Below are 25,815 nucleotides of genomic sequence, written 5' to 3'. Positions count from 1 at the left end.
GATGGTAGTCGTATGGCTGTTGGTGCTGTCTTTAGTGATAGTAATGGTGTTGATAGTGGTCAAGTACAAATTTTCGAATGGGATGGCTCAAGCTGGAATCAGATGGGAGCTGATATTGATGGTACTGGTGTATCTGCTCAAACAGGTAGAAGTGTTACTTTAAGTATTGATGGTACTCGAGTAGCTATTGGTGAGCCTGCAGGCGCTAGTAATGGTCAGGTACGTATTTTTGAGTGGGATGGTTCTAGTTGGAATATATTAGGTTCAGCTATTGTTGGTGAAGCAGCTGGTGATTTCAGTGGTGCATCAATTGACTTTAATGCTAGCGGTTCACGTGTAGCTATTGGTGCCAGTTCAAATGATGGTAGCGGAGTGAATCAAGGCCATGTCCGTGTTTACGAATATAATGGTACTTCATGGGGACAAATTGGTGCAGATATTGATGGTGAAATAGATAGTGATGAAAGTGGTTTCTCAGTAACCTTTAATGATGTAGGAGATCGAGTTGCCATTGGTGCACGTTATAATGATGGAACTGGTTCTCAAAGTGGTCATGTACGTATTTTTGAATATGATGGTAGTAGTTGGAATCAGCTAGGTGCAGATATTGATGGTGAAGCATTAGGTGATCAAAGTGGTTACTCAGTTAGCTTTAATGCAACTGGCTCAAGGGTTGCTATAGGTGCTGTTGAAAATGACGATGGCGGCAACAACAGCGGTCATGTGCGTATTTTTGAATATGATGGAAGTAGTTGGAATCAACTAGGTAGTGATATTGATGGTGAAGCAGCCGACGATGAAAGTGGTTATTCAGTTAGTTTAAGTGCCGATGGTGAAAGATTAGCAGTTGGTGCGATTAATAATGATGGTAATGGTAATAATGCAGGTCATGTAAGAGTTTATGACTATAATGGTACAGATTGGGTACAAATTGGCTCTATGGATATTGATGGAGAGGCTGCAGATGATATTAGTGGTTTCTCAGTTTCATTAAGTCGCGATGGTCAAAGGTTAGCGATCGGTGCACCATTAAATGATGCAACTGGGCTAGATGCAGGTCATGTACGAGTTTATAATTTAACTTCAACACAAGAAGCACTTAGCTATACAGAAGGCGATGGTGCATTAATTGTTTATTCAGAGTTCTCAGTAACCGATGTTGACGATGACTTTATGGAATCAGCAACAGTTACAATTTCTGTAGGCTATCATTCAGGCGAAGACAGATTATCTTATAATACGGCATATGCAACATCAATTGGAGTGACAGGTGTTATTGTTGGTAATACAATTTCCTTTACTTCAGATACTGTAGAGACAGTGACTAAAACTGAATATGAAAACTTATTTGCAAGTATTACTTATGAGAATATTTCAGATAATCCAGATTTAACAACACGCCATGTTGATTTTTATATTAATGATGGAGATGATACTTCTAATCTTTCAAAAGTATTAATAAATATTACGCCAGTGAATGACGCACCAGTTTTAGAATTGATTGATTTTGAGCAATTAGGCTCAGATATTGATGGTGAAGCGGCAGATGATGGTAGTGGTAGTTCAGTATCACTAAGTAGTGATGGAACTCGTGCAGCAGTTGGTGCATTTACAAATGATGGTAATGGTAATAATAGTGGTCATGTACGTATTTATGAATTAATTGCAGGTGTTTGGACGCAATTGGGTTCTGATATTGATGGAGAAGCAGCAGATGACTGGAGTGGTTTCTCAGTATCTTTAAGTGATGATGGAAACCGAGTTGCCATTGGTGCAATCTTTAATGATGATACTGGTAGTTCAAGTGGCCATGTACGAATTTTTGAATATAATGGTTCAGCTTGGATGCAGGTAGGAGCAGATATCAGTGGTGAAGCAGCAGGAGATAGTAGTGGTTATTCTGTTGCTATGAACTCTGATGGCTCAAGGGTTGCTATTGGTGCTCATTTAAATGATGGAGTTAATGGCATAGATTCTGGTCATGTACGAATTTTTGATTGGGATGGAAGCAATTGGGTACAAGTAGGGGCAGACCTAGATGGCGAAGCAGCAGGAGATCAAAGTGGGCTTGCAATTTCATTAAGTACAGATGGAAGTACAGTTGCTATTGGCTCTCGAACTAATGATGGCAATGGTGCAGATAGCGGTCATGTACGTATTTATCGATATAATGGTTCAGCTTGGATACAATTAGGATTAGATATAGATGGCGAGGCAGCAGGTGATAGTAGTGGAGCTTCAGTCTCATTAACTTCAGATGGTAATCGTGTTGCCATTAGTGCACTTTTTAATGATGGTGGTGGTTCACTTCGTGGTCATGTTCGTGTTTTCGATTGGAATGGTTCAGTTTGGGTACAAGTAGGTACGGACATAGATGGTGAATTAGATAATGATAGTAGTGGAAATTCAATTTCATTAATTGGAGATGGTTCTCGAATAGCGATTGGTGCAAGTTCTAATGATGGTAATGGTTTAGGTAGTGGTCATGTACGTATTTATGACTTTAATGGAACAGATTGGATACAAATAGGTGGTATGGATATCGATGGAGAAGCAGCAGTTGATAGTAGTGGTGCTTCAATTTCGATTAGTAGTGATGGCAGTCGAGTTGCCATTGGTGCACCTTTTAATGATGATGCGGGTAATAACGCAGGCCATGTTAGAATTTTTGAGCTAGTTTCATTACAAGAAACACTTACCTATACAGAAAATGATCCAGCAACAGTGATTCATCCTGAATTTTCAATTACTGATGTTGATGATGACTTTATGGAATCAGCAACGGTTGTTATTTCTTCAGGTTATCAGGCAGCTGAAGATGTCTTAACTTATGATACAACATTTGCAACTTCAATCGGTGTTACTGGTAATATAGTTGGTAATACAATTACCTTTAGCTCAGATGTAGTTAATGATGTGACTAAGTCTGAGTATGAACAATTATTAGCAACAGTGCGTTATGAAAATACATCAGAAGACCCTGATGCAACACAGCGTCAAGTTGACTTTTACGTTAATGATGGTGATGCCCAGTCAAATGTAGCAACAATATTAATTGATATTACAGAAGTTAATGATGAACCAATATTAACAGCTGATTCATTAGGTACAGTTCAACAGTTAGGTAGTGATTTAGATGGCTTAGCTGGCAGTGATAACTTTGGTTCAGCTGTTGCTTCAGATGCAAATGGTAATCGTGTTGCAGCAGCCTCAATTAATGGTGATTATGTTAGAATATATGAGCTTAATGGCATTGATTGGACACAAGTAGGTAGTGATATCTCAGCTGAAGCCGCGGGTGATATGATTTATTCATTAACTATGAGTGATGATGGTAATCGTATAGCCATTGGTGCAATTCATAATGATGATGCTGGTTCAAATAGTGGTCATGTACGAATATTTGACTGGGATGGTTCAAATTGGGTTCAAGCAGGTAGTGATATTGATGGTCTAGCTGCTGGTGATGAAGCAGGCTTTGCCGTATCATTTAATGGTAGTGGTAATCGTTTAGTTGTTGGGTCACCAAATAATGATAGTAATGGTTCAAACAGTGGCCAGGTACGTATTTTTGATTGGGATGGCTCTTCTTGGAACCAGTTAGGTTTAGGAATTAATGGTGAGTCTTCAACAGACTTCTCAGGTAGCTCTGTAGCAATTAGTGATGATGGAACTACTGTTATTATTGGCGCACCATTAAATGACGGTGTGGCTGGACTTGATAGCGGACATGTGCGTGTATATAGTTGGGATGGTTCTAGCTGGAATCAGGTAGGATCAGACATTGAAGGAGAAGGCTCAGATGACCGTTTTGGTAGTTCAGTTGCTATTAGTTTTGATGGTGGCAGAATAGCAGTAGGTGCACCGAATAATGATGGTGCAGGTACACATGCTGGTAGTGTTAGAATATTTGATTTTGATGGTACTAATTGGGTTCAATTAGGCGGTGATATTGATGGTTCAGCTGCACAAGATTTCTCAGGCCGCTCAATTTCAATGAGTGGAGGAGGTAACTTTGTTGTTATCGGCGCAGATCAGAATGATGCTAATGGCCCTGAAGCAGGTCAGGTACGTATCTTTGAGTGGAATGGTACTACTTGGGGCCAATATGGATCAACCATTAATGGAGAAGCGGCAGGTGACCGTTTAGGAAGTGCCGTTGCATTAAGTGAAAGTTTCTCTCGTATTATTATTGGTGCACCATTAAATGATGGTAGTGGTTCCAATGCAGGACAGTTGCAAGTTTATGATGTATTTGTAGACTTTAATCAAGGCGATACCCCAGTTAGCTTATTTGAAAATGCCAGTGTTTCAACAGTTGAAGCAGGACAATCAATTATAGGCTTTGAATTCAAGTTATTTAATGTATTTGATGGCATTGATGAGAAAATGCATATTGATGGTACAGCGATTGACTTGGTTGATTTAAATTCAGGTACAACGGCAACTAATGGTTTTAGTTATGGTGTATCTGTTGCTGGTAGCATTGCAACAATTACTTTTGATAGTGCCTCAATAACAACGGCTCAGGCAGAAGCATTAGTTGATGCAATTGCTTATGAAAATACAAGCCTAGCACCAACTGAGACTATGAAATCATTTAGAATTGAAAGTATTCAAGATAGTGGTGGGGTTGCCAATGGCGGAGATGATACAAATGATCAGTTAGCTTTATTTACCAATATTCGAGTAACCAATTTACCTGACGCACCAATTAATACAGTGCCAGGTCCGCAAGTAGTTAATGAAGATGAAACCTTAGCCTTTACTAGTGGTATTAATGGCTTAAGTGTCACCGACCCAGATGGCAACTTAGTCTCAACTCAGTTACAGGTTAATAATGGTACTTTAGAAGTGATCTTAGTTGGCAGTGCAACGATAAGTAGCGGTAGTAATGGCAGTGGTGATTTAACCATCACAGGTAGTGAAGCAGATATTAATGCAACTTTAGCCTCATTAACCTATTTAGGTAACTTTAACTTCTTTGGTTTAGATACCTTAACGATGACGTCAACCGATGCAACTTTACCAACTGGTTTAACTGATGTAGATACGATTAATATTACTGTCACAGCAGTAGATAATGATGCACCGATTAATACAGTGCCAGGAGCTCAAAGTATTCCAGAGGATACATTAACAGCCATAGCTGGTATCAGTGTTACCGATCCAGATGGTAATTTATCATCGACTCAATTAACGGTAAGTAATGGTAGCTTGACTGTTATCTTATCAGGCAGTGCAACAATAAGTGCCGGTAGTAATGGCAGCGGTGATTTAACCATTTCAGGTAGTGAAGCGGATATCAATGCGACATTAGCAAGCGTACAATATCAAGGCAATCAAGATTACTTTGGTCCAGATGTCTTAACGGTACTTTCATTAGATGCAACGAGTTTATTAGATGTTGATACAGTGGCGATTAATGTTACAGCGAATGATAATGATGCACCGATTAATACAGTGCCAGGTGCTCAAACAGCCGATCAAGAATTACCACATGCAATTACAGGCTTAAGTGTTACAGACCCAGATGGTAATTTAGTAAGTACGCAATTACAGGTTAATAATGGTTTCTTAACGGTTACTTTAGCAGGTAGTGCGACAATTAGTAGTGGTAGTAATGGTAGCGGTGATTTAACCATCACAGGTAGTGAAGCTGATATTAACAATACCTTAGCAACCTTAATTTATGAAGGAAATGCAGCCTTTGTTGGTTCAGATACCTTAACGATGACTTCAGTTGATGCAACCTTACCAACAGGCTTAAGTGATGTAGATACTGTTGCAATTACAGTTAATGCAGCGAATCCATCAGATGCCCCAGTTAATACTTTCCCTGGCGCTCAAAGTATTAATGAAGATACAGTTTTAGCATTAGGCGGTATCAGTGTTACCGATCCAAATGGCAACTTATCAACAACACGCCTAGAAGTGCATAATGGTTTCTTAACCGTTACCTTATCAGGTAGTGCAACGATCAGTGCCGGTAGTAACGGTAGTGGTGACTTAACGATTTCAGGTAGTGAAGTTGATATTAATAACACCTTAGCGACATTGACATATCAGGGTAATCAAGACTACTTTGGTCCAGATTTATTAACGGTTACTTCAACCGATGCAACAAGCTTAAGTGATGTAGATACCGTTGCGATTAATGTTACTTCATTAGATAATGATCCACCAATTAACAGTGTCCCAGGCGCTCAAAGTGTAGATGAAGATACAGCCTTAGCCTTTAACTTAGGTGGTGGTAATGCCATTACAGTGACAGATCCAGATGGTAATTTATCATCGACTCAATTACAGGTTAATAATGGTACATTAACCATTAGTTTATCAGGTAGTGCAACGATAAGTGCAGGTAGTAATGGCAGTGGTGATTTAACCATCTCAGGTAGTGAGGCTGATATCAATGCAACGTTAGCAACTTTAATCTATCAAGCTAACTTACATTATAATGGTTCAGATGTCTTAACGGTCACATCATTAGATTCAAGTGCAACGCCATTATCAGATGTAGATACCGTTGCGATTAATGTTAATCCATTAAATGATCCACCAGTGAATAGTTTACCAGGTAATCAAACAGCCAATCAGGAATTACCATTAGCCATTGCAGGTATTAGTGTAACGGATGTTGATGGCAATTTAGCAACGACTCGCTTACAAGTAAATAATGGTAGCTTGACTGTTATATTAGTAGGTGGTGCAACGATCAGTGCGGGTTCTAATGGCAGTGGTGATTTAACGATTTCAGGCAGTGAAGCAGATATTAATGCAAGCTTATCAAGTTTAATTTATCAAGGTAGTTTAGGCTTTACTGGTGCAGATGTCTTAACAGTTACATCATTTGACAGTGCAGCGCCAGCATTATCAGATGTTGATGTATTAGGTATAACCGTTAATTCAGCGAATCCATCGGATGCGCCAGTTAATACTGTTCCAGGTGCTCAAGCAGTAGCCGAAGAAGCAATATTAGGTATTGGTAGTATTAGTGTTACCGATCCAAATGGCAACTTATCATCCACTCAATTAGCGGTTAATAATGGTATATTAACGGTAATTTTATCAGGTAGTGCAACGATCAGTGGTGGTAGTAATGGTAGTGGTGATTTAACGATTTCAGGAAGTGAAGCTGACATTAATGCAACGTTATTAAGCTTAACCTATCAAGGTAATACAGACTTTATTGGTTCAGATATATTAACGGTTACCTCAACCGATGCAACAAGCTTAAGTGATGTTGATACGGTTGAGATTATAGTAACCAATACAGCAGATGCTCCAGTTAATAGTGTCCCAGGTGCTCAAAGTGTTAATGAAGATGAAATCTTAGCCTTTAATGTGGGTAATGGTAATTTAATCAGTGTAACGGATGTTGATGGTGATTTAGTAAGTACGCAATTACAAGTTAATGATGGTAGCTTAACAGTTATCTTATCAGGTAGTGCAACGATCAGTGCAGGTAGTAATGGCAGTGGTGATTTAACCATCACAGGTAGTGAGGCTGATATTAATGCGACCTTAGCAAGTTTAACTTATCAAGGTAGCCAAGACTTTAATGGTTTAGATACTTTAACAGTAACTTCAAGCGATGCAACCTTGCCAACAAGCTTAACAGATGTAGATACAGTGACAATTACGGTTAATCCGGCCGATGATGCACCAATTAATACAGTGCCAGGTGCTCAAAGTATTCCAGAGGATACACTAACAGCCATAGCCGGTATCAGTGTTACCGATCCAGATGGTAATTTATCATCAACACGTCTACAAGTAAGTAATGGTAGCTTAACGGTTAGTTTATCAGGCAGTGCGACAATAAGTGCCGGTAGTAATGGCAGTGGTGATTTAACTATCACAGGTAGTGAAGCAGATATTAATGCGACCTTAGCAAGCTTACAGTATTTAGGTGATTTAAATTACTTTGGTTCAGATTTATTGGTTGTTACATCAACCGATGCAACAAGCCTTTTAGATGTTGATACGGTAGCGATTAATGTCACAGCAGTAGATAATGATGCACCAATTAATACAGTGCCAGGTCCGCAAGTAGTTAATGAAGATGAAACCTTAGCCTTTACTAGTGGTATTAATGGCTTAAGTGTCACCGATCCAGATGGCAACTTAGTCTCAACTCAGTTACAGGTTAATAATGGTACTTTAGAAGTGATCTTAGTTGGCAGTGCAACGATAAGTAGCGGTAGTAATGGCAGTGGTGATTTAACCATCACAGGTAGTGAAGCAGATATTAATGCAACTTTAGCCTCATTAACCTATTTAGGTAACTTTAACTTCTTTGGTTTAGATACCTTAACGATGACGTCAACCGATGCAACTTTACCAACTGGTTTAACTGATGTAGATACGATTAATATTACTGTCACAGCAGTAGATAATGATGCACCGATTAATACAGTGCCAGGAGCTCAAAGTATTCCAGAGGATACATTAACAGCCATAGCTGGTATCAGTGTTACCGATCCAGATGGTAATTTATCATCGACTCAATTAACGGTAAGTAATGGTAGCTTGACTGTTATCTTATCAGGCAGTGCAACAATAAGTGCCGGTAGTAATGGCAGCGGTGATTTAACCATTTCAGGTAGTGAAGCGGATATCAATGCGACATTAGCAAGCGTACAATATCAAGGCAATCAAGATTACTTTGGTCCAGATGTCTTAACGGTACTTTCATTAGATGCAACGAGTTTATTAGATGTTGATACAGTGGCGATTAATGTTACAGCGAATGATAATGATGCACCGATTAATACAGTGCCAGGTGCTCAAACAGCCGATCAAGAATTACCACATGCAATTACAGGCTTAAGTGTTACAGACCCAGATGGTAATTTAGTAAGTACGCAATTACAGGTTAATAATGGTTTCTTAACGGTTACTTTAGCAGGTAGTGCGACAATTAGTAGTGGTAGTAATGGTAGCGGTGATTTAACCATCACAGGTAGTGAAGCTGATATTAACAATACCTTAGCAACCTTAATTTATGAAGGAAATGCAGCCTTTGTTGGTTCAGATACCTTAACGATGACTTCAGTTGATGCAACCTTACCAACAGGCTTAAGTGATGTAGATACTGTTGCAATTACAGTTAATGCAGCGAATCCATCAGATGCCCCAGTTAATACTTTCCCTGGCGCTCAAAGTGTTAATGAAGATACAGTTTTAGCATTAAGCGGTATCAGTGTTACCGATCCAAATGGTAACTTATCAACAACACGCCTAGAAGTGCATAATGGTTTCTTAACCGTTACCTTATCAGGTAGTGCAACGATCAGTGCCGGTAGTAACGGTAGTGGTGACTTAACGATTTCAGGTAGTGAAGTTGATATTAATAACACCTTAGCGACATTGACATATCAGGGTAATCAAGACTACTTTGGTCCAGATTTATTAACGGTTACTTCAACCGATGCAACAAGCTTAAGTGATGTAGATACCGTTGCGATTAATGTTACTTCATTAGATAATGATCCACCAATTAACAGTGTCCCAGGCGCTCAAAGTGTAGATGAAGATACAGCCTTAGCCTTTAACTTAGGTGGTGGTAATGCCATTACAGTGACAGATCCAGATGGTAATTTATCATCGACTCAATTACAGGTTAATAATGGTACATTAACCATTAGTTTATCAGGTAGTGCAACGATAAGTGCAGGTAGTAATGGCAGTGGTGATTTAACCATCTCAGGTAGTGAGGCTGATATCAATGCAACGTTAGCAACTTTAATCTATCAAGCTAACTTACATTATAATGGTTCAGATGTCTTAACGGTCACATCATTAGATTCAAGTGCAACGCCATTATCAGATGTAGATACCGTTGCGATTAATGTTAATCCATTAAATGATCCACCAGTGAATAGTTTACCAGGTAATCAAACAGCCAATCAGGAATTACCATTAGCCATTGCAGGTATTAGTGTAACGGATGTTGATGGCAATTTAGCAACGACTCGCTTACAAGTAAATAATGGTAGCTTGACTGTTATATTAGTAGGTGGTGCAACGATCAGTGCGGGTTCTAATGGCAGTGGTGATTTAACGATTTCAGGCAGTGAAGCAGATATTAATGCAAGCTTATCAAGTTTAATCTATCAAGGTAGTTTAGGCTTTACTGGTGCAGATGTCTTAACAGTTACATCATTTGACAGTGCAGCGCCAGCATTATCAGATGTTGATGTATTAGGTATAACAGTTAATTCAGCGAATCCATCGGATGCGCCAGTTAATACTGTTCCAGGTGCTCAAGCAGTAGCAGAAGAAGCAATATTAGGTATTGGTAGTATTAGTGTTACCGATCCAAATGGCAACTTATCATCCACTCAATTAGCGGTTAATAATGGTATATTAACGGTAACTTTATCAGGTAGTGCAACGATCAGTGGTGGTAGTAATGGTAGTGGTGATTTAACCATTTCAGGTAGTGAAGCTGACATTAATGCAACGTTATTAAGCTTAACCTATCAAGGTAATACAGACTTTATTGGTTCAGATATATTAACGGTTACCTCAACCGATGCAACAAGCTTAAGTGATGCTGATACGGTTGAGATTATAGTAACCAATACAGCAGATGCTCCGGTTAATAGTGTTCCAGGTGCTCAAAGTGTTAATGAAGATGAAATCTTAGCCTTTAATGTGGGTAATGGTAATTTAATCAGTGTAACGGATGTTGATGGTGATTTAGTAAGTACGCAATTACAAGTTAATGATGGTAGCTTAACAGTTATCTTATCAGGTAGTGCAACGATCAGTGGTGGTAGTAATGGCAGTGGTGATTTAACCATCACAGGTAGTGAGGCTGATATTAATGCCACCTTAGCAAGTTTAACTTATCAAGGTAGCCAAGACTTTAATGGTTCAGATACTTTAACAGTAACTTCAAGCGATGCAACCTTGCCAACAAGCTTAACAGATGTAGATACAGTGACAATTACGGTTAATCCGGCCGATGATGCACCAATTAATACAGTGCCAGGTGCTCAAAGTATTCCAGAGGATACACTAACAGCCATAGCCGGTATCAGTGTTACCGATCCAGATGGTAATTTATCATCAACACGTCTACAAGTAAATAATGGTAGCTTAACGGTTAGTTTATCAGGCAGTGCGACAATAAGTGCCGGTAGTAATGGCAGTGGTGATTTAACCATTTCAGGTAGTGAAGCAGATATTAATGCGACCTTAGCAAGCTTACAGTATTTAGGTGATTTAAATTACTTTGGTTCAGATTTATTGGTTGTTACATCAACCGATGCAACAAGCCTTTTAGATGTTGATACGGTAGCGATTAATGTCACAGCAGTAGATAATGATGCACCAATTAATACAGTGCCAGGCCCACAAGTAGTCAATGAAGATGAAACCTTAGCCTTTACTAGTGGTATTAATGGCTTAAGTGTCACCGACCCAGATGGCAACTTAGTCTCAACTCAGTTACAGGTTAATAATGGTACTTTAGAAGTGATCTTAGTTGGCAGTGCAACGATAAGTAGCGGTAGTAATGGCAGTGGTGATTTAACCATCACAGGTAGTGAAGCAGATATTAATGCAACTTTAGCCTCATTAACCTATTTAGGTAACTTTAACTTCTTTGGTTTAGATACCTTAACGATGACGTCAATCGATGCAACTTTACCAACTGGTTTAACTGATGTAGATACGATTAATATTACTGTCACAGCAGTAGATAATGATGCACCGATTAATACAGTGCCAGGAGCTCAAAGTATTCCAGAGGATACATTAACAGCCATAGCTGGTATCAGTGTTACCGATCCAGATGGTAATTTATCATCGACTCAATTAACGGTAAGTAATGGTAGCTTGACTGTTATCTTATCAGGCAGTGCAACAATAAGTGCCGGTAGTAATGGCAGTGGTGATTTAACCATCACAGGTAGTGAAGCGGATATCAATGCGACATTAGCAAGCGTACAATATCAAGGCAATCAAGATTACTTTGGTCCAGATGTCTTAACGGTACTTTCATTAGATGCAACGAGTTTATTAGATGTTGATACAGTGGCGATTAATGTTACAGCGAATGATAATGATGCACCGATTAATACAGTGCCAGGTGCTCAAACAGCCGATCAAGAATTACCACATGCAATTACAGGCTTAAGTGTTACAGACCCAGATGGTAATTTAGTAAGTACGCAATTACAGGTTAATAATGGTTTCTTAACGGTTACTTTAGCAGGTAGTGCGACAATTAGTAGTGGTAGTAATGGTAGCGGTGATTTAACCATTACTGGTAGTGAAGCTGATATTAACAATACTTTAGCAACCTTAATTTATGAAGGAAATGCAGCCTTTGTTGGTTCAGATACCTTAACGATGACTTCAGTTGATGCAACCTTACCAACAGGCTTAAGTGATGTAGATACTGTTGCAATTACAGTTAATGCAGCGAATCCATCAGATGCTCCAGTTAATACTGTCCCTGGCGCTCAAAGTGTTAATGAAGATGCAGTTTTAGCATTAAGCGGTATCAGTGTTACCGATCCAAATGGTAACTTATCAACAACACGCCTAGAAGTGCATAATGGTTTCTTAACCGTTACCTTATCAGGTAGTGCAACGATCAGTGCCGGTAGTAACGGTAGTGGTGACTTAACGATTTCAGGTAGTGAAGTTGATATTAATAACACCTTAGCGACATTGACATATCAGGGTAATCAAGACTACTTTGGTCCAGATTTATTAACGGTTACTTCAACCGATGCAACAAGCTTAAGTGATGTAGATACCGTTGCGATTAATGTGACCTCATTAGATAATGATCCACCAATTAACAGTGTCCCAGGCGCTCAAAGTGTAGATGAAGATACAGCCTTAGCCTTTAACTTAGGTGGTGGTAATGCTATTACAGTAACTGATCCAGATGGTAATTTAGCATCGACTCAATTACAGGTTAATAATGGTTTCTTAACGGTTACTTTAGCAGGTAGTGCGACAATTAGTAGTGGTAGTAATGGCAGTGGTGATTTAACCATCTCAGGTAGTGAGGCTGATATCAATGCAACGTTAGCAACTTTAATCTATCAAGCTAACTTACATTATAATGGTTCAGATGTCTTAACGGTCACATCATTAGATTCAAGTGCAACGCCATTATCAGATGTAGATACCGTTGCGATTAATGTTAATCCATTAAATGATCCACCAGTGAATAGTTTACCAGGTAATCAAACAGCCAATCAGGAATTACCATTAGCCATTTCAGGTATTAGTGTAACGGATGTTGATGGCAATTTAGCAACGACTCGCTTACAAGTAAATAATGGTAGCTTGACTGTTATATTAGTAGGTGGTGCAACGATCAGTGCGGGTTCTAATGGCAGTGGTGATTTAACGATTTCAGGCAGTGAAGCAGATATTAATGCAAGCTTATCAAGTTTAATTTATCAAGGTAGTTTAGGCTTTACTGGTGCAGATGTCTTAACAGTTACATCATTTGACAGTGCAGCGCCAGCATTATCAGATGTTGATGTATTAGGTATAACAGTTAATTCAGCGAATCCATCGGATGCGCCAGTTAATACTGTTCCAGGTGCTCAAGCAGTAGCAGAAGAAGCAATATTAGGTATTGGTAGTATTAGTGTTACCGATCCAAATGGCAACTTATCATCCACTCAATTAGCGGTTAATAATGGTATATTAACGGTAACTTTATCAGGTAGTGCAACGATCAGTGGTGGTAGTAATGGTAGTGGTGATTTAACCATTTCAGGTAGTGAAGCTGACATTAATGCAACGTTATTAAGCTTAACCTATCAAGGTAATACAGACTTTATTGGTTCAGATATATTAACGGTTACCTCAACCGATGCAACAAGCTTAAGTGATGTTGATACGGTTGAGATTATAGTAACCAATACAGCAGATGCTCCGGTTAATAGTGTTCCAGGTGCTCAAAGTGTTAATGAAGATGAAATCTTAGCCTTTAATGTGGGTAATGGTAATTTAATCAGTGTAACGGATGTTGATGGTGATTTAGTAAGTACGCAATTACAAGTTAATGATGGTAGCTTAACAGTTATCTTATCAGGTAGTGCAACGATCAGTGGTGGTAGTAATGGCAGTGGTGATTTAACCATCACAGGTAGTGAGGCTGATATTAATGCCACCTTAGCAAGTTTAACTTATCAAGGTAGCCAAGACTTTAATGGTTCAGATACTTTAACAGTAACTTCAAGCGATGCAACCTTGCCAACAAGCTTAACAGATGTAGATACAGTGACAATTACGGTTAATCCGGCCGATGATGCACCAATTAATACAGTGCCAGGTGCTCAAAGTATTCCAGAGGATACACTAACAGCCATAGCCGGTATCAGTGTTACCGATCCAGATGGTAATTTATCATCAACACGTCTACAAGTAAGTAATGGTAGCTTAACGGTTAGTTTATCAGGCAGTGCGACAATAAGTGCCGGTAGTAATGGCAGTGGTGATTTAACCATTTCAGGTAGTGAAGCAGATATTAATGCGACCTTAGCAAGCTTACAGTATTTAGGTGATTTAAATTACTTTGGTTCAGATTTATTGGTTGTTACATCAACCGATGCAACAAGCCTTTTAGATGTTGATACGGTAGCGATTAATGTCACAGCAGTAGATAATGATGCACCAATTAATACAGTGCCAGGTCCGCAAGTAGTTAATGAAGATGAAACCTTAGCCTTTACTAGTGGTATTAATGGCTTAAGTGTCACCGATCCAGATGGCAACTTAGTCTCAACTCAGTTACAGGTTAATAATGGTACTTTAGAAGTGATCTTAGTTGGCAGTGCAACGATAAGTAGCGGTAGTAATGGCAGTGGTGATTTAACCATCACAGGTAGTGAAGCAGATATTAATGCAACTTTAGCCTCATTAACCTATTTAGGTAACTTTAACTTCTTTGGTTTAGATACCTTAACGATGACGTCAATCGATGCAACTTTACCAACTGGTTTAACTGATGTAGATACGATTAATATTACTGTCACAGCAGTAGATAATGATGCACCGATTAATACAGTGCCAGGAGCTCAAAGTATTCCAGAGGATACATTAACAGCCATAGCTGGTATCAGTGTTACCGATCCAGATGGTAATTTATCATCGACTCAATTAACGGTAAGTAATGGTAGCTTGACTGTTATCTTATCAGGCAGTGCAACAATAAGTGCCGGTAGTAATGGCAGCGGTGATTTAACCATTTCAGGTAGTGAAGCGGATATCAATGCGACATTAGCAAGCGTACAATATCAAGGCAATCAAGATTACTTTGGTCCAGATGTCTTAACGGTACTTTCATTAGATGCAACGAGTTTATTAGATGTTGATACAGTGGCGATTAATGTTACAGCGAATGATAATGATGCACCGATTAATACAGTGCCAGGTGCTCAAACAGCCGATCAAGAATTACCACATGCAATTACAGGCTTAAGTGTTACAGACCCAGATGGTAATTTAGTAAGTACGCAATTACAGGTTAATAATGGTTTCTTAACGGTTACTTTAGCAGGTAGTGCGACAATTAGTAGTGGTAGTAATGGTAGCGGTGATTTAACCATTACTGGTAGTGAAGCTGATATTAACAATACTTTAGCAACCTTAATTTATGAAGGAAATGCAGCCTTTGTTGGTTCAGATACCTTAACGATGACTTCAGTTGATGCAACCTTACCAACAGGCTTAAGTGATGTAGATACTGTTGCAATTACAGTTAATGCAGCGAATCCATCAGATGCTCCAGTTAATACTGTCCCTGGCGCTCAAAGTGTTAATGAAGATGCAGTTTTAGCATTAAGCGGTATCAGTGTTACCGATCCAAATGGTAACTTATCAACAACACGCCTAGAAGTGCATAATGGTTTCTTAACCGTTACCTTATCAGGTAGTGCAACGATCAGTGCCGGTAGTAACGGTAGTGGTGACTTAACGATTTCAGGTAGTGAAGTTGATATTAATAACACCTTAGCGACATTGACATATCAGGGTAATCAAGACTACTTTGGTCCAGATTTATTAACGGTTACTTCAACCGATGCAACAAGCTTAAGTGATGTAGATACCGTTGCGATTAATGTGACCTCATTAGATAATGATCCACCAATTAACAGTGTCCCAGGCGCTCAAAGTGTAGATGAAGATACAGCCTTAGCCTTTAACTTAGGTGGTGGTAATGCTATTACAGTAACTGATCCAGATGGTAATTTAGCATCGACTCAATTACAGGTTAATAATGGTTTCTTAACGGTTACTTTAGCAGGTAGTGCGACAATTAGTAGTGGTAGTAATGGCAGTGGTGATTTAACCATCTCAGGTAGTGAGGCTGATATCAATGCAACGTTAGCAACTTTAATCTATCAAGCTAACTTACATTATAATGGTTCAGATGTCTTAACGGTCACATCATTAGATTCAAGTGCAACGCCATTATCAGATGTAGATACCGTTGCGATTAATGTTAATCCATTAAATGATCCACCAGTGAATAGTTTACCAGGTAATCAAACAGCCAATCAGGAATTACCATTAGCCATTTCAGGTATTAGTGTAACGGATGTTGATGGCAATTTAGCAACGACTCGCTTACAAGTAAATAATGGTAGCTTGACTGTTATATTAGTAGGTGGTGCAACGATCAGTGCGGGTTCTAATGGCAGTGGTGATTTAACGATTTCAGGCAGTGAAGCAGATATTAATGCAAGCTTATCAAGTTTAATTTATCAAGGTAGTTTAGGCTTTACTGGTGCAGATGTCTTAACAGTTACATCATTTGACAGTGCAGCGCCAGCATTATCAGATGTTGATGTATTAGGTATAACAGTTAATTCAGCGAATCCATCGGATGCGCCAGTTAATACTGTTCCAGGTGCTCAAGCAGTAGCAGAAGAAGCAATATTAGGTATTGGTAGTATTAGTGTTACCGATCCAAATGGCAACTTATCATCCACTCAATTAGCGGTTAATAATGGTATATTAACGGTAACTTTATCAGGTAGTGCAACGATCAGTGGTGGTAGTAATGGTAGTGGTGATTTAACCATTTCAGGTAGTGAAGCTGACATTAATGCAACGTTATTAAGCTTAACCTATCAAGGTAATACAGACTTTATTGGTTCAGATATATTAACGGTTACCTCAACCGATGCAACAAGCTTAAGTGATGTTGATACGGTTGAGATTATAGTAACCAATACAGCAGATGCTCCGGTTAATAGTGTTCCAGGTGCTCAAAGTGTTAATGAAGATGAAATCTTAGCCTTTAATGTGGGTAATGGTAATTTAATCAGTGTAACGGATGTTGATGGTGATTTAGTAAGTACGCAATTACAAGTTAATGATGGTAGCTTAACAGTTATCTTATCAGGTAGTGCAACGATCAGTGGTGGTAGTAATGGCAGTGGTGATTTAACCATCACAGGTAGTGAGGCTGATATTAATGCCACCTTAGCAAGTTTAACTTATCAAGGTAGCCAAGACTTTAATGGTTCAGATACTTTAACAGTAACTTCAAGCGATGCAACCTTGCCAACAAGCTTAACAGATGTAGATACAGTGACAATTACGGTTAATCCGGCCGATGATGCACCAATTAATACAGTGCCAGGTGCTCAAAGTATTCCAGAGGATACACTAACAGCCATAGCCGGTATCAGTGTTACCGATCCAGATGGTAATTTATCATCAACACGTCTACAAGTAAGTAATGGTAGCTTAACGGTTAGTTTATCAGGCAGTGCGACAATAAGTGCCGGTAGTAATGGCAGTGGTGATTTAACCATTTCAGGTAGTGAAGCAGATATTAATGCGACCTTAGCAAGCTTACAGTATTTAGGTGATTTAAATTACTTTGGTTCAGATTTATTGGTTGTTACATCAACCGATGCAACAAGTCTTTTAGATGTTGATACGGTAGCGATTAATGTCACAGCAGTAGATAATGACGCACCAATTAATACAGTGCCAGGCCCACAAGTAGTCAATGAAGATGAAACCTTAGCCTTTACTAGTGGTATTAATGGCTTAAGTGTCACCGACCCAGATGGCAACTTAGTCTCAACTCAGTTACAGGTTAATAATGGTACTTTAGAAGTGATCTTAGTTGGCAGTGCAACGATAAGTAGCGGTAGTAATGGCAGTGGTGATTTAACCATCACAGGTAGTGAAGCAGATATTAATGCAACTTTAGCCTCATTAACCTATTTAGGTAACTTTAACTTCTTTGGTTTAGATACCTTAACGATGACGTCAACCGATGCAACTTTACCAACTGGTTTAACTGATGTAGATACGATTAATATTACTGTCACAGCAGTAGATAATGATGCACCGATTAATACAGTGCCAGGAGCTCAAAGTATTCCAGAGGATACATTAACAGCCATAGCTGGTATCAGTGTTACCGATCCAGATGGTAATTTATCATCGACTCAATTAACGGTAAGTAATGGTAGCTTGACTGTTATCTTATCAGGCAGTGCAACAATAAGTGCCGGTAGTAATGGCAGCGGTGATTTAACCATTTCAGGTAGTGAAGCGGATATCAATGCGACATTAGCAAGCGTACAATATCAAGGCAATCAAGATTACTTTGGTCCAGATGTCTTAACGGTACTTTCATTAGATGCAACGAGTTTATTAGATGTTGATACAGTGGCGATTAATGTTACAGCGAATGATAATGATGCACCGATTAATACAGTGCCAGGTGCTCAAACAGCCGATCAAGAATTACCACATGCAATTACAGGCTTAAGTGTTACAGACCCAGATGGTAATTTAGTAAGTACGCAATTACAGGTTAATAATGGTTTCTTAACGGTTACTTTAGCAGGTAGTGCGACAATTAGTAGTGGTAGTAATGGTAGCGGTGATTTAACCATCACAGGTAGTGAAGCTGATATTAACAATACCTTAGCAACCTTAATTTATGAAGGAAATGCAGCCTTTGTTGGTTCAGATACCTTAACGATGACTTCAGTTGATGCAACCTTACCAACAGGCTTAAGTGATGTAGATACTGTTGCAATTACAGTTAATGCAGCGAATCCATCAGATGCCCCAGTTAATACTTTCCCTGGCGCTCAAAGTGTTAATGAAGATACAGTTTTAGCATTAAGCGGTATCAGTGTTACCGATCCAAATGGTAACTTATCAACAACACGCCTAGAAGTGCATAATGGTTTCTTAACCGTTACCTTATCAGGTAGTGCAACGATCAGTGCCGGTAGTAACGGTAGTGGTGACTTAACGATTTCAGGTAGTGAAGTTGATATTAATAACACCTTAGCGACATTGACATATCAGGGTAATCAAGACTACTTTGGTCCAGATTTATTAACGGTTACTTCAACCGATGCAACAAGCTTAAGTGATGTAGATACCGTTGCGATTAATGTTACTTCATTAGATAATGATCCACCAATTAACAGTGTCCCAGGCGCTCAAAGTGTAGATGAAGATACAGCCTTAGCCTTTAACTTAGGTGGTGGTAATGCTATTACAGTAACTGATCCAGATGGTAATTTAGCATCGACTCAATTACAGGTTAATAATGGTTTCTTAACGGTTACTTTAGCAGGTAGTGCGACAATTAGTAGTGGTAGTAATGGCAGTGGTGATTTAACCATCTCAGGTAGTGAGGCTGATATCAATGCAACGTTAGCAACTTTAATCTATCAAGCTAACTTACATTATAATGGTTCAGATGTCTTAACGGTCACATCATTAGATTCAAGTGCAACGCCATTATCAGATGTAGATACCGTTGCGATTAATGTTAATCCATTAAATGATCCACCAGTGAATAGTTTACCAGGTAATCAAACAGCCAATCAGGAATTACCATTAGCCATTTCAGGTATTAGTGTAACGGATGTTGATGGCAATTTAGCAACGACTCGCTTACAAGTAAATAATGGTAGCTTGACTGTTATATTAGTAGGTGGTGCAACGATCAGTGCGGGTTCTAATGGCAGTGGTGATTTAACGATTTCAGGCAGTGAAGCAGATATTAATGCAAGCTTATCAAGTTTAATTTATCAAGGTAGTTTAGGCTTTACTGGTGCAGATGTCTTAACAGTTACATCATTTGACAGTGCAGCGCCAGCATTATCAGATGTTGATGTATTAGGTATAACAGTTAATTCAGCGAATCCATCGGATGCGCCAGTTAATACTGTTCCAGGTGCTCAAGCAGTAGCAGAAGAAGCAATATTAGGTATTGGTAGTATTAGTGTTACCGATCCAAATGGCAACTTATCATCCACTCAATTAGCGGTTAATAATGGTATATTAACGGTAACTTTATCAGGTAGTGCAACGATCAGTGGTGGTAGTAATGGTAGTGGTGATTTAACCATTTCAGGTAGTGAAGCTGACATTAATGCAACGTTATTAAGCTTAACCTATCAAGGTAATACAGACTTTATTGGTTCAGATATATTAACGGTTACCTCAACCGATGCAACAAGCTTAAGTGATGTTGATACGGTTGAGATTATAGTAACCAATACAGCAGATGCTCCGGTTAATAGTGTTCCAGGTGCTCAAAGTGTTAATGAAGATGAAATCTTAGCCTTTAATGTGGGTAATGGTAATTTAATCAGTGTAACGGATGTTGATGGTGATTTAGTAAGTACGCAATTACAAGTTAATGATGGTAGCTTAACAGTTATCTTATCAGGTAGTGCAACGATCAGTGGTGGTAGTAATGGCAGTGGTGATTTAACCATCACAGGTAGTGAGGCTGATATTAATGCCACCTTAGCAAGTTTAACTTATCAAGGTAGCCAAGACTTTAATGGTTCAGATACTTTAACAGTAACTTCAAGCGATGCAACCTTGCCAACAAGCTTAACAGATGTAGATACAGTGACAATTACGGTTAATCCGGCCGATGATGCACCAATTAATACAGTGCCAGGTGCTCAAAGTATTCCAGAGGATACACTAACAGCCATAGCCGGTATCAGTGTTACCGATCCAGATGGTAATTTATCATCAACACGTCTACAAGTAAGTAATGGTAGCTTAACGGTTAGTTTATCAGGCAGTGCGACAATAAGTGCCGGTAGTAATGGCAGTGGTGATTTAACCATTTCAGGTAGTGAAGCAGATATTAATGCGACCTTAGCAAGCTTACAGTATTTAGGTGATTTAAATTACTTTGGTTCAGATTTATTGGTTGTTACATCAACCGATGCAACAAGTCTTTTAGATGTTGATACGGTAGCGATTAATGTCACAGCAGTAGATAATGACGCACCAATTAATACAGTGCCAGGCCCACAAGTAGTCAATGAAGATGAAACCTTAGCCTTTACTAGTGGTATTAATGGCTTAAGTGTCACCGACCCAGATGGCAACTTAGTCTCAACTCAGTTACAGGTTAATAATGGTACTTTAGAAGTGATCTTAGTTGGCAGTGCAACGATAAGTAGCGGTAGTAATGGCAGTGGTGATTTAACCATCACAGGTAGTGAAGCAGATATTAATGCAACTTTAGCCTCATTAACCTATTTAGGTAACTTTAACTTCTTTGGTTTAGATACCTTAACGATGACGTCAACCGATGCAACTTTACCAACTGGTTTAACTGATGTAGATACGATTAATATTACTGTCACAGCAGTAGATAATGATGCACCGATTAATACAGTGCCAGGAGCTCAAAGTATTCCAGAGGATACATTAACAGCCATAGCTGGTATCAGTGTTACCGATCCAGATGGTAATTTATCATCGACTCAATTAACGGTAAGTAATGGTAGCTTGACTGTTATCTTATCAGGCAGTGCAACAATAAGTGCCGGTAGTAATGGCAGCGGTGATTTAACCATTTCAGGTAGTGAAGCGGATATCAATGCGACATTAGCAAGCGTACAATATCAAGGCAATCAAGATTACTTTGGTCCAGATGTCTTAACGGTACTTTCATTAGATGCAACGAGTTTATTAGATGTTGATACAGTGGCGATTAATGTTACAGCGAATGATAATGATGCACCGATTAATACAGTGCCAGGTGCTCAAACAGCCGATCAAGAATTACCACATGCAATTACAGGCTTAAGTGTTACAGACCCAGATGGTAATTTAGTAAGTACGCAATTACAGGTTAATAATGGTTTCTTAACGGTTACTTTAGCAGGTAGTGCGACAATTAGTAGTGGTAGTAATGGTAGCGGTGATTTAACCATCACAGGTAGTGAAGCTGATATTAACAATACCTTAGCAACCTTAATTTATGAAGGAAATGCAGCCTTTGTTGGTTCAGATACCTTAACGATGACTTCAGTTGATGCAACCTTACCAACAGGCTTAAGTGATGTAGATACTGTTGCAATTACAGTTAATGCAGCGAATCCATCAGATGCCCCAGTTAATACTTTCCCTGGCGCTCAAAGTATTAATGAAGATACAGTTTTAGCATTAGGCGGTATCAGTGTTACCGATCCAAATGGCAACTTATCAACAACACGCCTAGAAGTGCATAATGGTTTCTTAACCGTTACCTTATCAGGTAGTGCAACGATCAGTGCCGGTAGTAACGGTAGTGGTGACTTAACGATTTCAGGTAGTGAAGTTGATATTAATAACACCTTAGCGACATTGACATATCAGGGTAATCAAGACTACTTTGGTCCAGATTTATTAACGGTTACTTCAACCGATGCAACAAGCTTAAGTGATGTAGATACCGTTGCGATTAATGTTACTTCATTAGATAATGATCCACCAATTAACAGTGTCCCAGGCGCTCAAAGTGTAGATGAAGATACAGCCTTAGCCTTTAACTTAGGTGGTGGTAATGCCATTACAGTGACAGATCCAGATGGTAATTTATCATCGACTCAATTACAGGTTAATAATGGTACATTAACCATTAGTTTATCAGGTAGTGCAACGATAAGTGCAGGTAGTAATGGCAGTGGTGATTTAACCATCTCAGGTAGTGAGGCTGATATCAATGCAACGTTAGCAACTTTAATCTATCAAGCTAACTTACATTATAATGGTTCAGATGTCTTAACGGTCACATCATTAGATTCAAGTGCAACGCCATTATCAGATGTAGATACCGTTGCGATTAATGTTAATCCATTAAATGATCCACCAGTGAATAGTTTACCAGGTAATCAAACAGCCAATCAGGAATTACCATTAGCCATTGCAGGTATTAGTGTAACGGATGTTGATGGCAATTTAGCAACGACTCGCTTACAAGTAAATAATGGTAGCTTGACTGTTATATTAGTAGGTGGTGCAACGATCAGTGCGGGTTCTAATGGCAGTGGTGATTTAACGATTTCAGGCAGTGAAGCAGATATTAATGCAAGCTTATCAAGTTTAATTTATCAAGGTAGTTTAGGCTTTACTGGTGCAGATGTCTTAACAGTTACATCATTTGACAGTGCAGCGCCAGCATTATCAGATGTTGATGTATTAGGTATAACCGTTAATTCAGCGAATCCATCGGATGCGCCAGTTAATACTGTTCCAGGTGCTCAAGCAGTAGCCGAAGAAGCAATATTAGGTATTGGTAGTATTAGTGTTACCGATCCAAATGGCAACTTATCATCCACTCAATTAGCGGTTAATAATGGTATATTAACGGTAATTTTATCAGGTAGTGCAACGATCAGTGGTGGTAGTAATGGTAGTGGTGATTTAACGATTTCAGGAAGTGAAGCTGACATTAATGCAACGTTATTAAGCTTAACCTATCAAGGTAATACAGACTTTATTGGTTCAGATATATTAACGGTTACCTCAACCGATGCAACAAGCTTAAGTGATGTTGATACGGTTGAGATTATAGTAACCAATACAGCAGATGCTCCAGTTAATAGTGTCCCAGGTGCTCAAAGTGTTAATGAAGATGAAATCTTAGCCTTTAATGTGGGTAATGGTAATTTAATCAGTGTAACGGATGTTGATGGTGATTTAGTAAGTACGCAATTACAAGTTAATGATGGTAGCTTAACAGTTATCTTATCAGGTAGTGCAACGATCAGTGCAGGTAGTAATGGCAGTGGTGATTTAACCATCACAGGTAGTGAGGCTGATATTAATGCGACCTTAGCAAGTTTAACTTATCAAGGTAGCCAAGACTTTAATGGTTTAGATACTTTAACAGTAACTTCAAGCGATGCAACCTTGCCAACAAGCTTAACAGATGTAGATACAGTGACAATTACGGTTAATCCGGCCGATGATGCACCAATTAATACAGTGCCAGGTGCTCAAAGTATTCCAGAGGATACACTAACAGCCATAGCCGGTATCAGTGTTACCGATCCAGATGGTAATTTATCATCAACACGTCTACAAGTAAGTAATGGTAGCTTAACGGTTAGTTTATCAGGCAGTGCGACAATAAGTGCCGGTAGTAATGGCAGTGGTGATTTAACTATCACAGGTAGTGAAGCAGATATTAATGCGACCTTAGCAAGCTTACAGTATTTAGGTGATTTAAATTACTTTGGTTCAGATTTATTGGTTGTTACATCAACCGATGCAACAAGTCTTTTAGATGTTGATACGGTAGCGATTAATGTTATTGACATTGCAGATGTACCACAATTAACAGTTACACCATTTACGATAGATAGAGGTGTATTAGTTGTATTTGATAATAGCATTGTTGATATTATTGATCTTGATACAATTCCAGTTAATTTAATTATTACATTAACTGAGATTAATAGTGCATCATTTGTTAATATAGCGACAGGTGCGCCAGTCACTGCATTTACTTTCCAAGAAATTTTAAATGGTACAGTTGGCTTCCTTCACGATGATTCATTTAATGCACCAAGCTTCCGCTTTCATGTAACAGATGGTACACACGTTATAGATAGTGGATTAATTCAGTTAAATGGCTTTGATCGTGGTGATACCTTTATATCTGATGTGCATCGTCAAGTATTCTTACCTCGTGATGGCTTGAGTAGAATTGATATTATAGATTATAGGCCACCATTATTTGTTGGCATAACATCACCAGATGAAGGAGTGGTTTCATCTGAAGGTATTGGTGATGATATTACAGGTCTTGATGCAACGATATCAATTACAATTTCAATTGAAATAGAAACAGCTTTAACTGCTCAAGGAACTATATCTGATCCATTCAAAGCGTTAGTGCCAAAAACAGATGGTATAAACTTATTTACAGTTTATAATCAGCCTGGTGTTACAATGTCAATCGAAGGCGTTGAGCCTCATCAGGGAAGTTTTGAAATATCAACAAATGCAAATGAGGTTAACGTGAAGTATGTTGGTAACTCTGATTATGATGGAGATACAAACTTTATTGCTAGAATTTATAAAGATAATGTTATGTATCATGAGCTTCATTTCTCATTAAGCTCTGATAAAGTAGAGCAAATTGAGCAAGCTGCACTAAATGGTAATGGGCATGCAAATGGTAATGGTGCAGTGATTGAACAAGCTCAGGTTAATGAAGTTTATCAGTTATTTAATGACGCTAATTTAGAAGAAGCTATTGCTAAGCTAGAAAACATTAGTGTGGAAAGTAGTCAAGGTGAAGTTAAAGCAATGATTGCTGAGCTGCTAGATAAAGTTACGCAAGATAATGTTACTACTTTCTTAACACCTGGCTTATTAGAAAGCATTAAAGATAAGCTTTTAAATGACCAATCAATTGATATTGAGCAGTTGATTGCTGAGCGGGATAAAGAGCGTGAGTTAGGCTATCGTTATCAGATAGAGCAAACCAAACATTACTTATTAAAACTGTTTGGTAAAAAGTAA

The 25,815-nt window shown here is 38.8% G+C and carries 1 protein-coding gene (only partly in view); it reads left to right on the top strand.

Annotation, left to right across the window (positions count from 1 at the left end):
• A protein-coding gene (locus KFE69_12210; protein UTW42236.1) for a DUF4347 domain-containing protein crosses the window boundary here: on the top strand, positions 1 to 25,815 show its 3' portion. The gene continues 42,306 nt to the left of window position 1, outside the view; the window shows 25,815 of its 68,121 coding nt (coding positions 42,307-68,121); the start codon falls outside the window, past its left edge; the stop codon is at positions 25,813 to 25,815.

The sequence above is a fragment of the bacterium SCSIO 12844 genome (assembly GCA_024397935.1).
GTDB lineage: Bacteria > Pseudomonadota > Gammaproteobacteria > Francisellales > Francisellaceae > M0027.
Note: the sequence above shows the minus strand (reverse complement) of the source record. Positions and strands in the feature narration are given on the sequence as shown.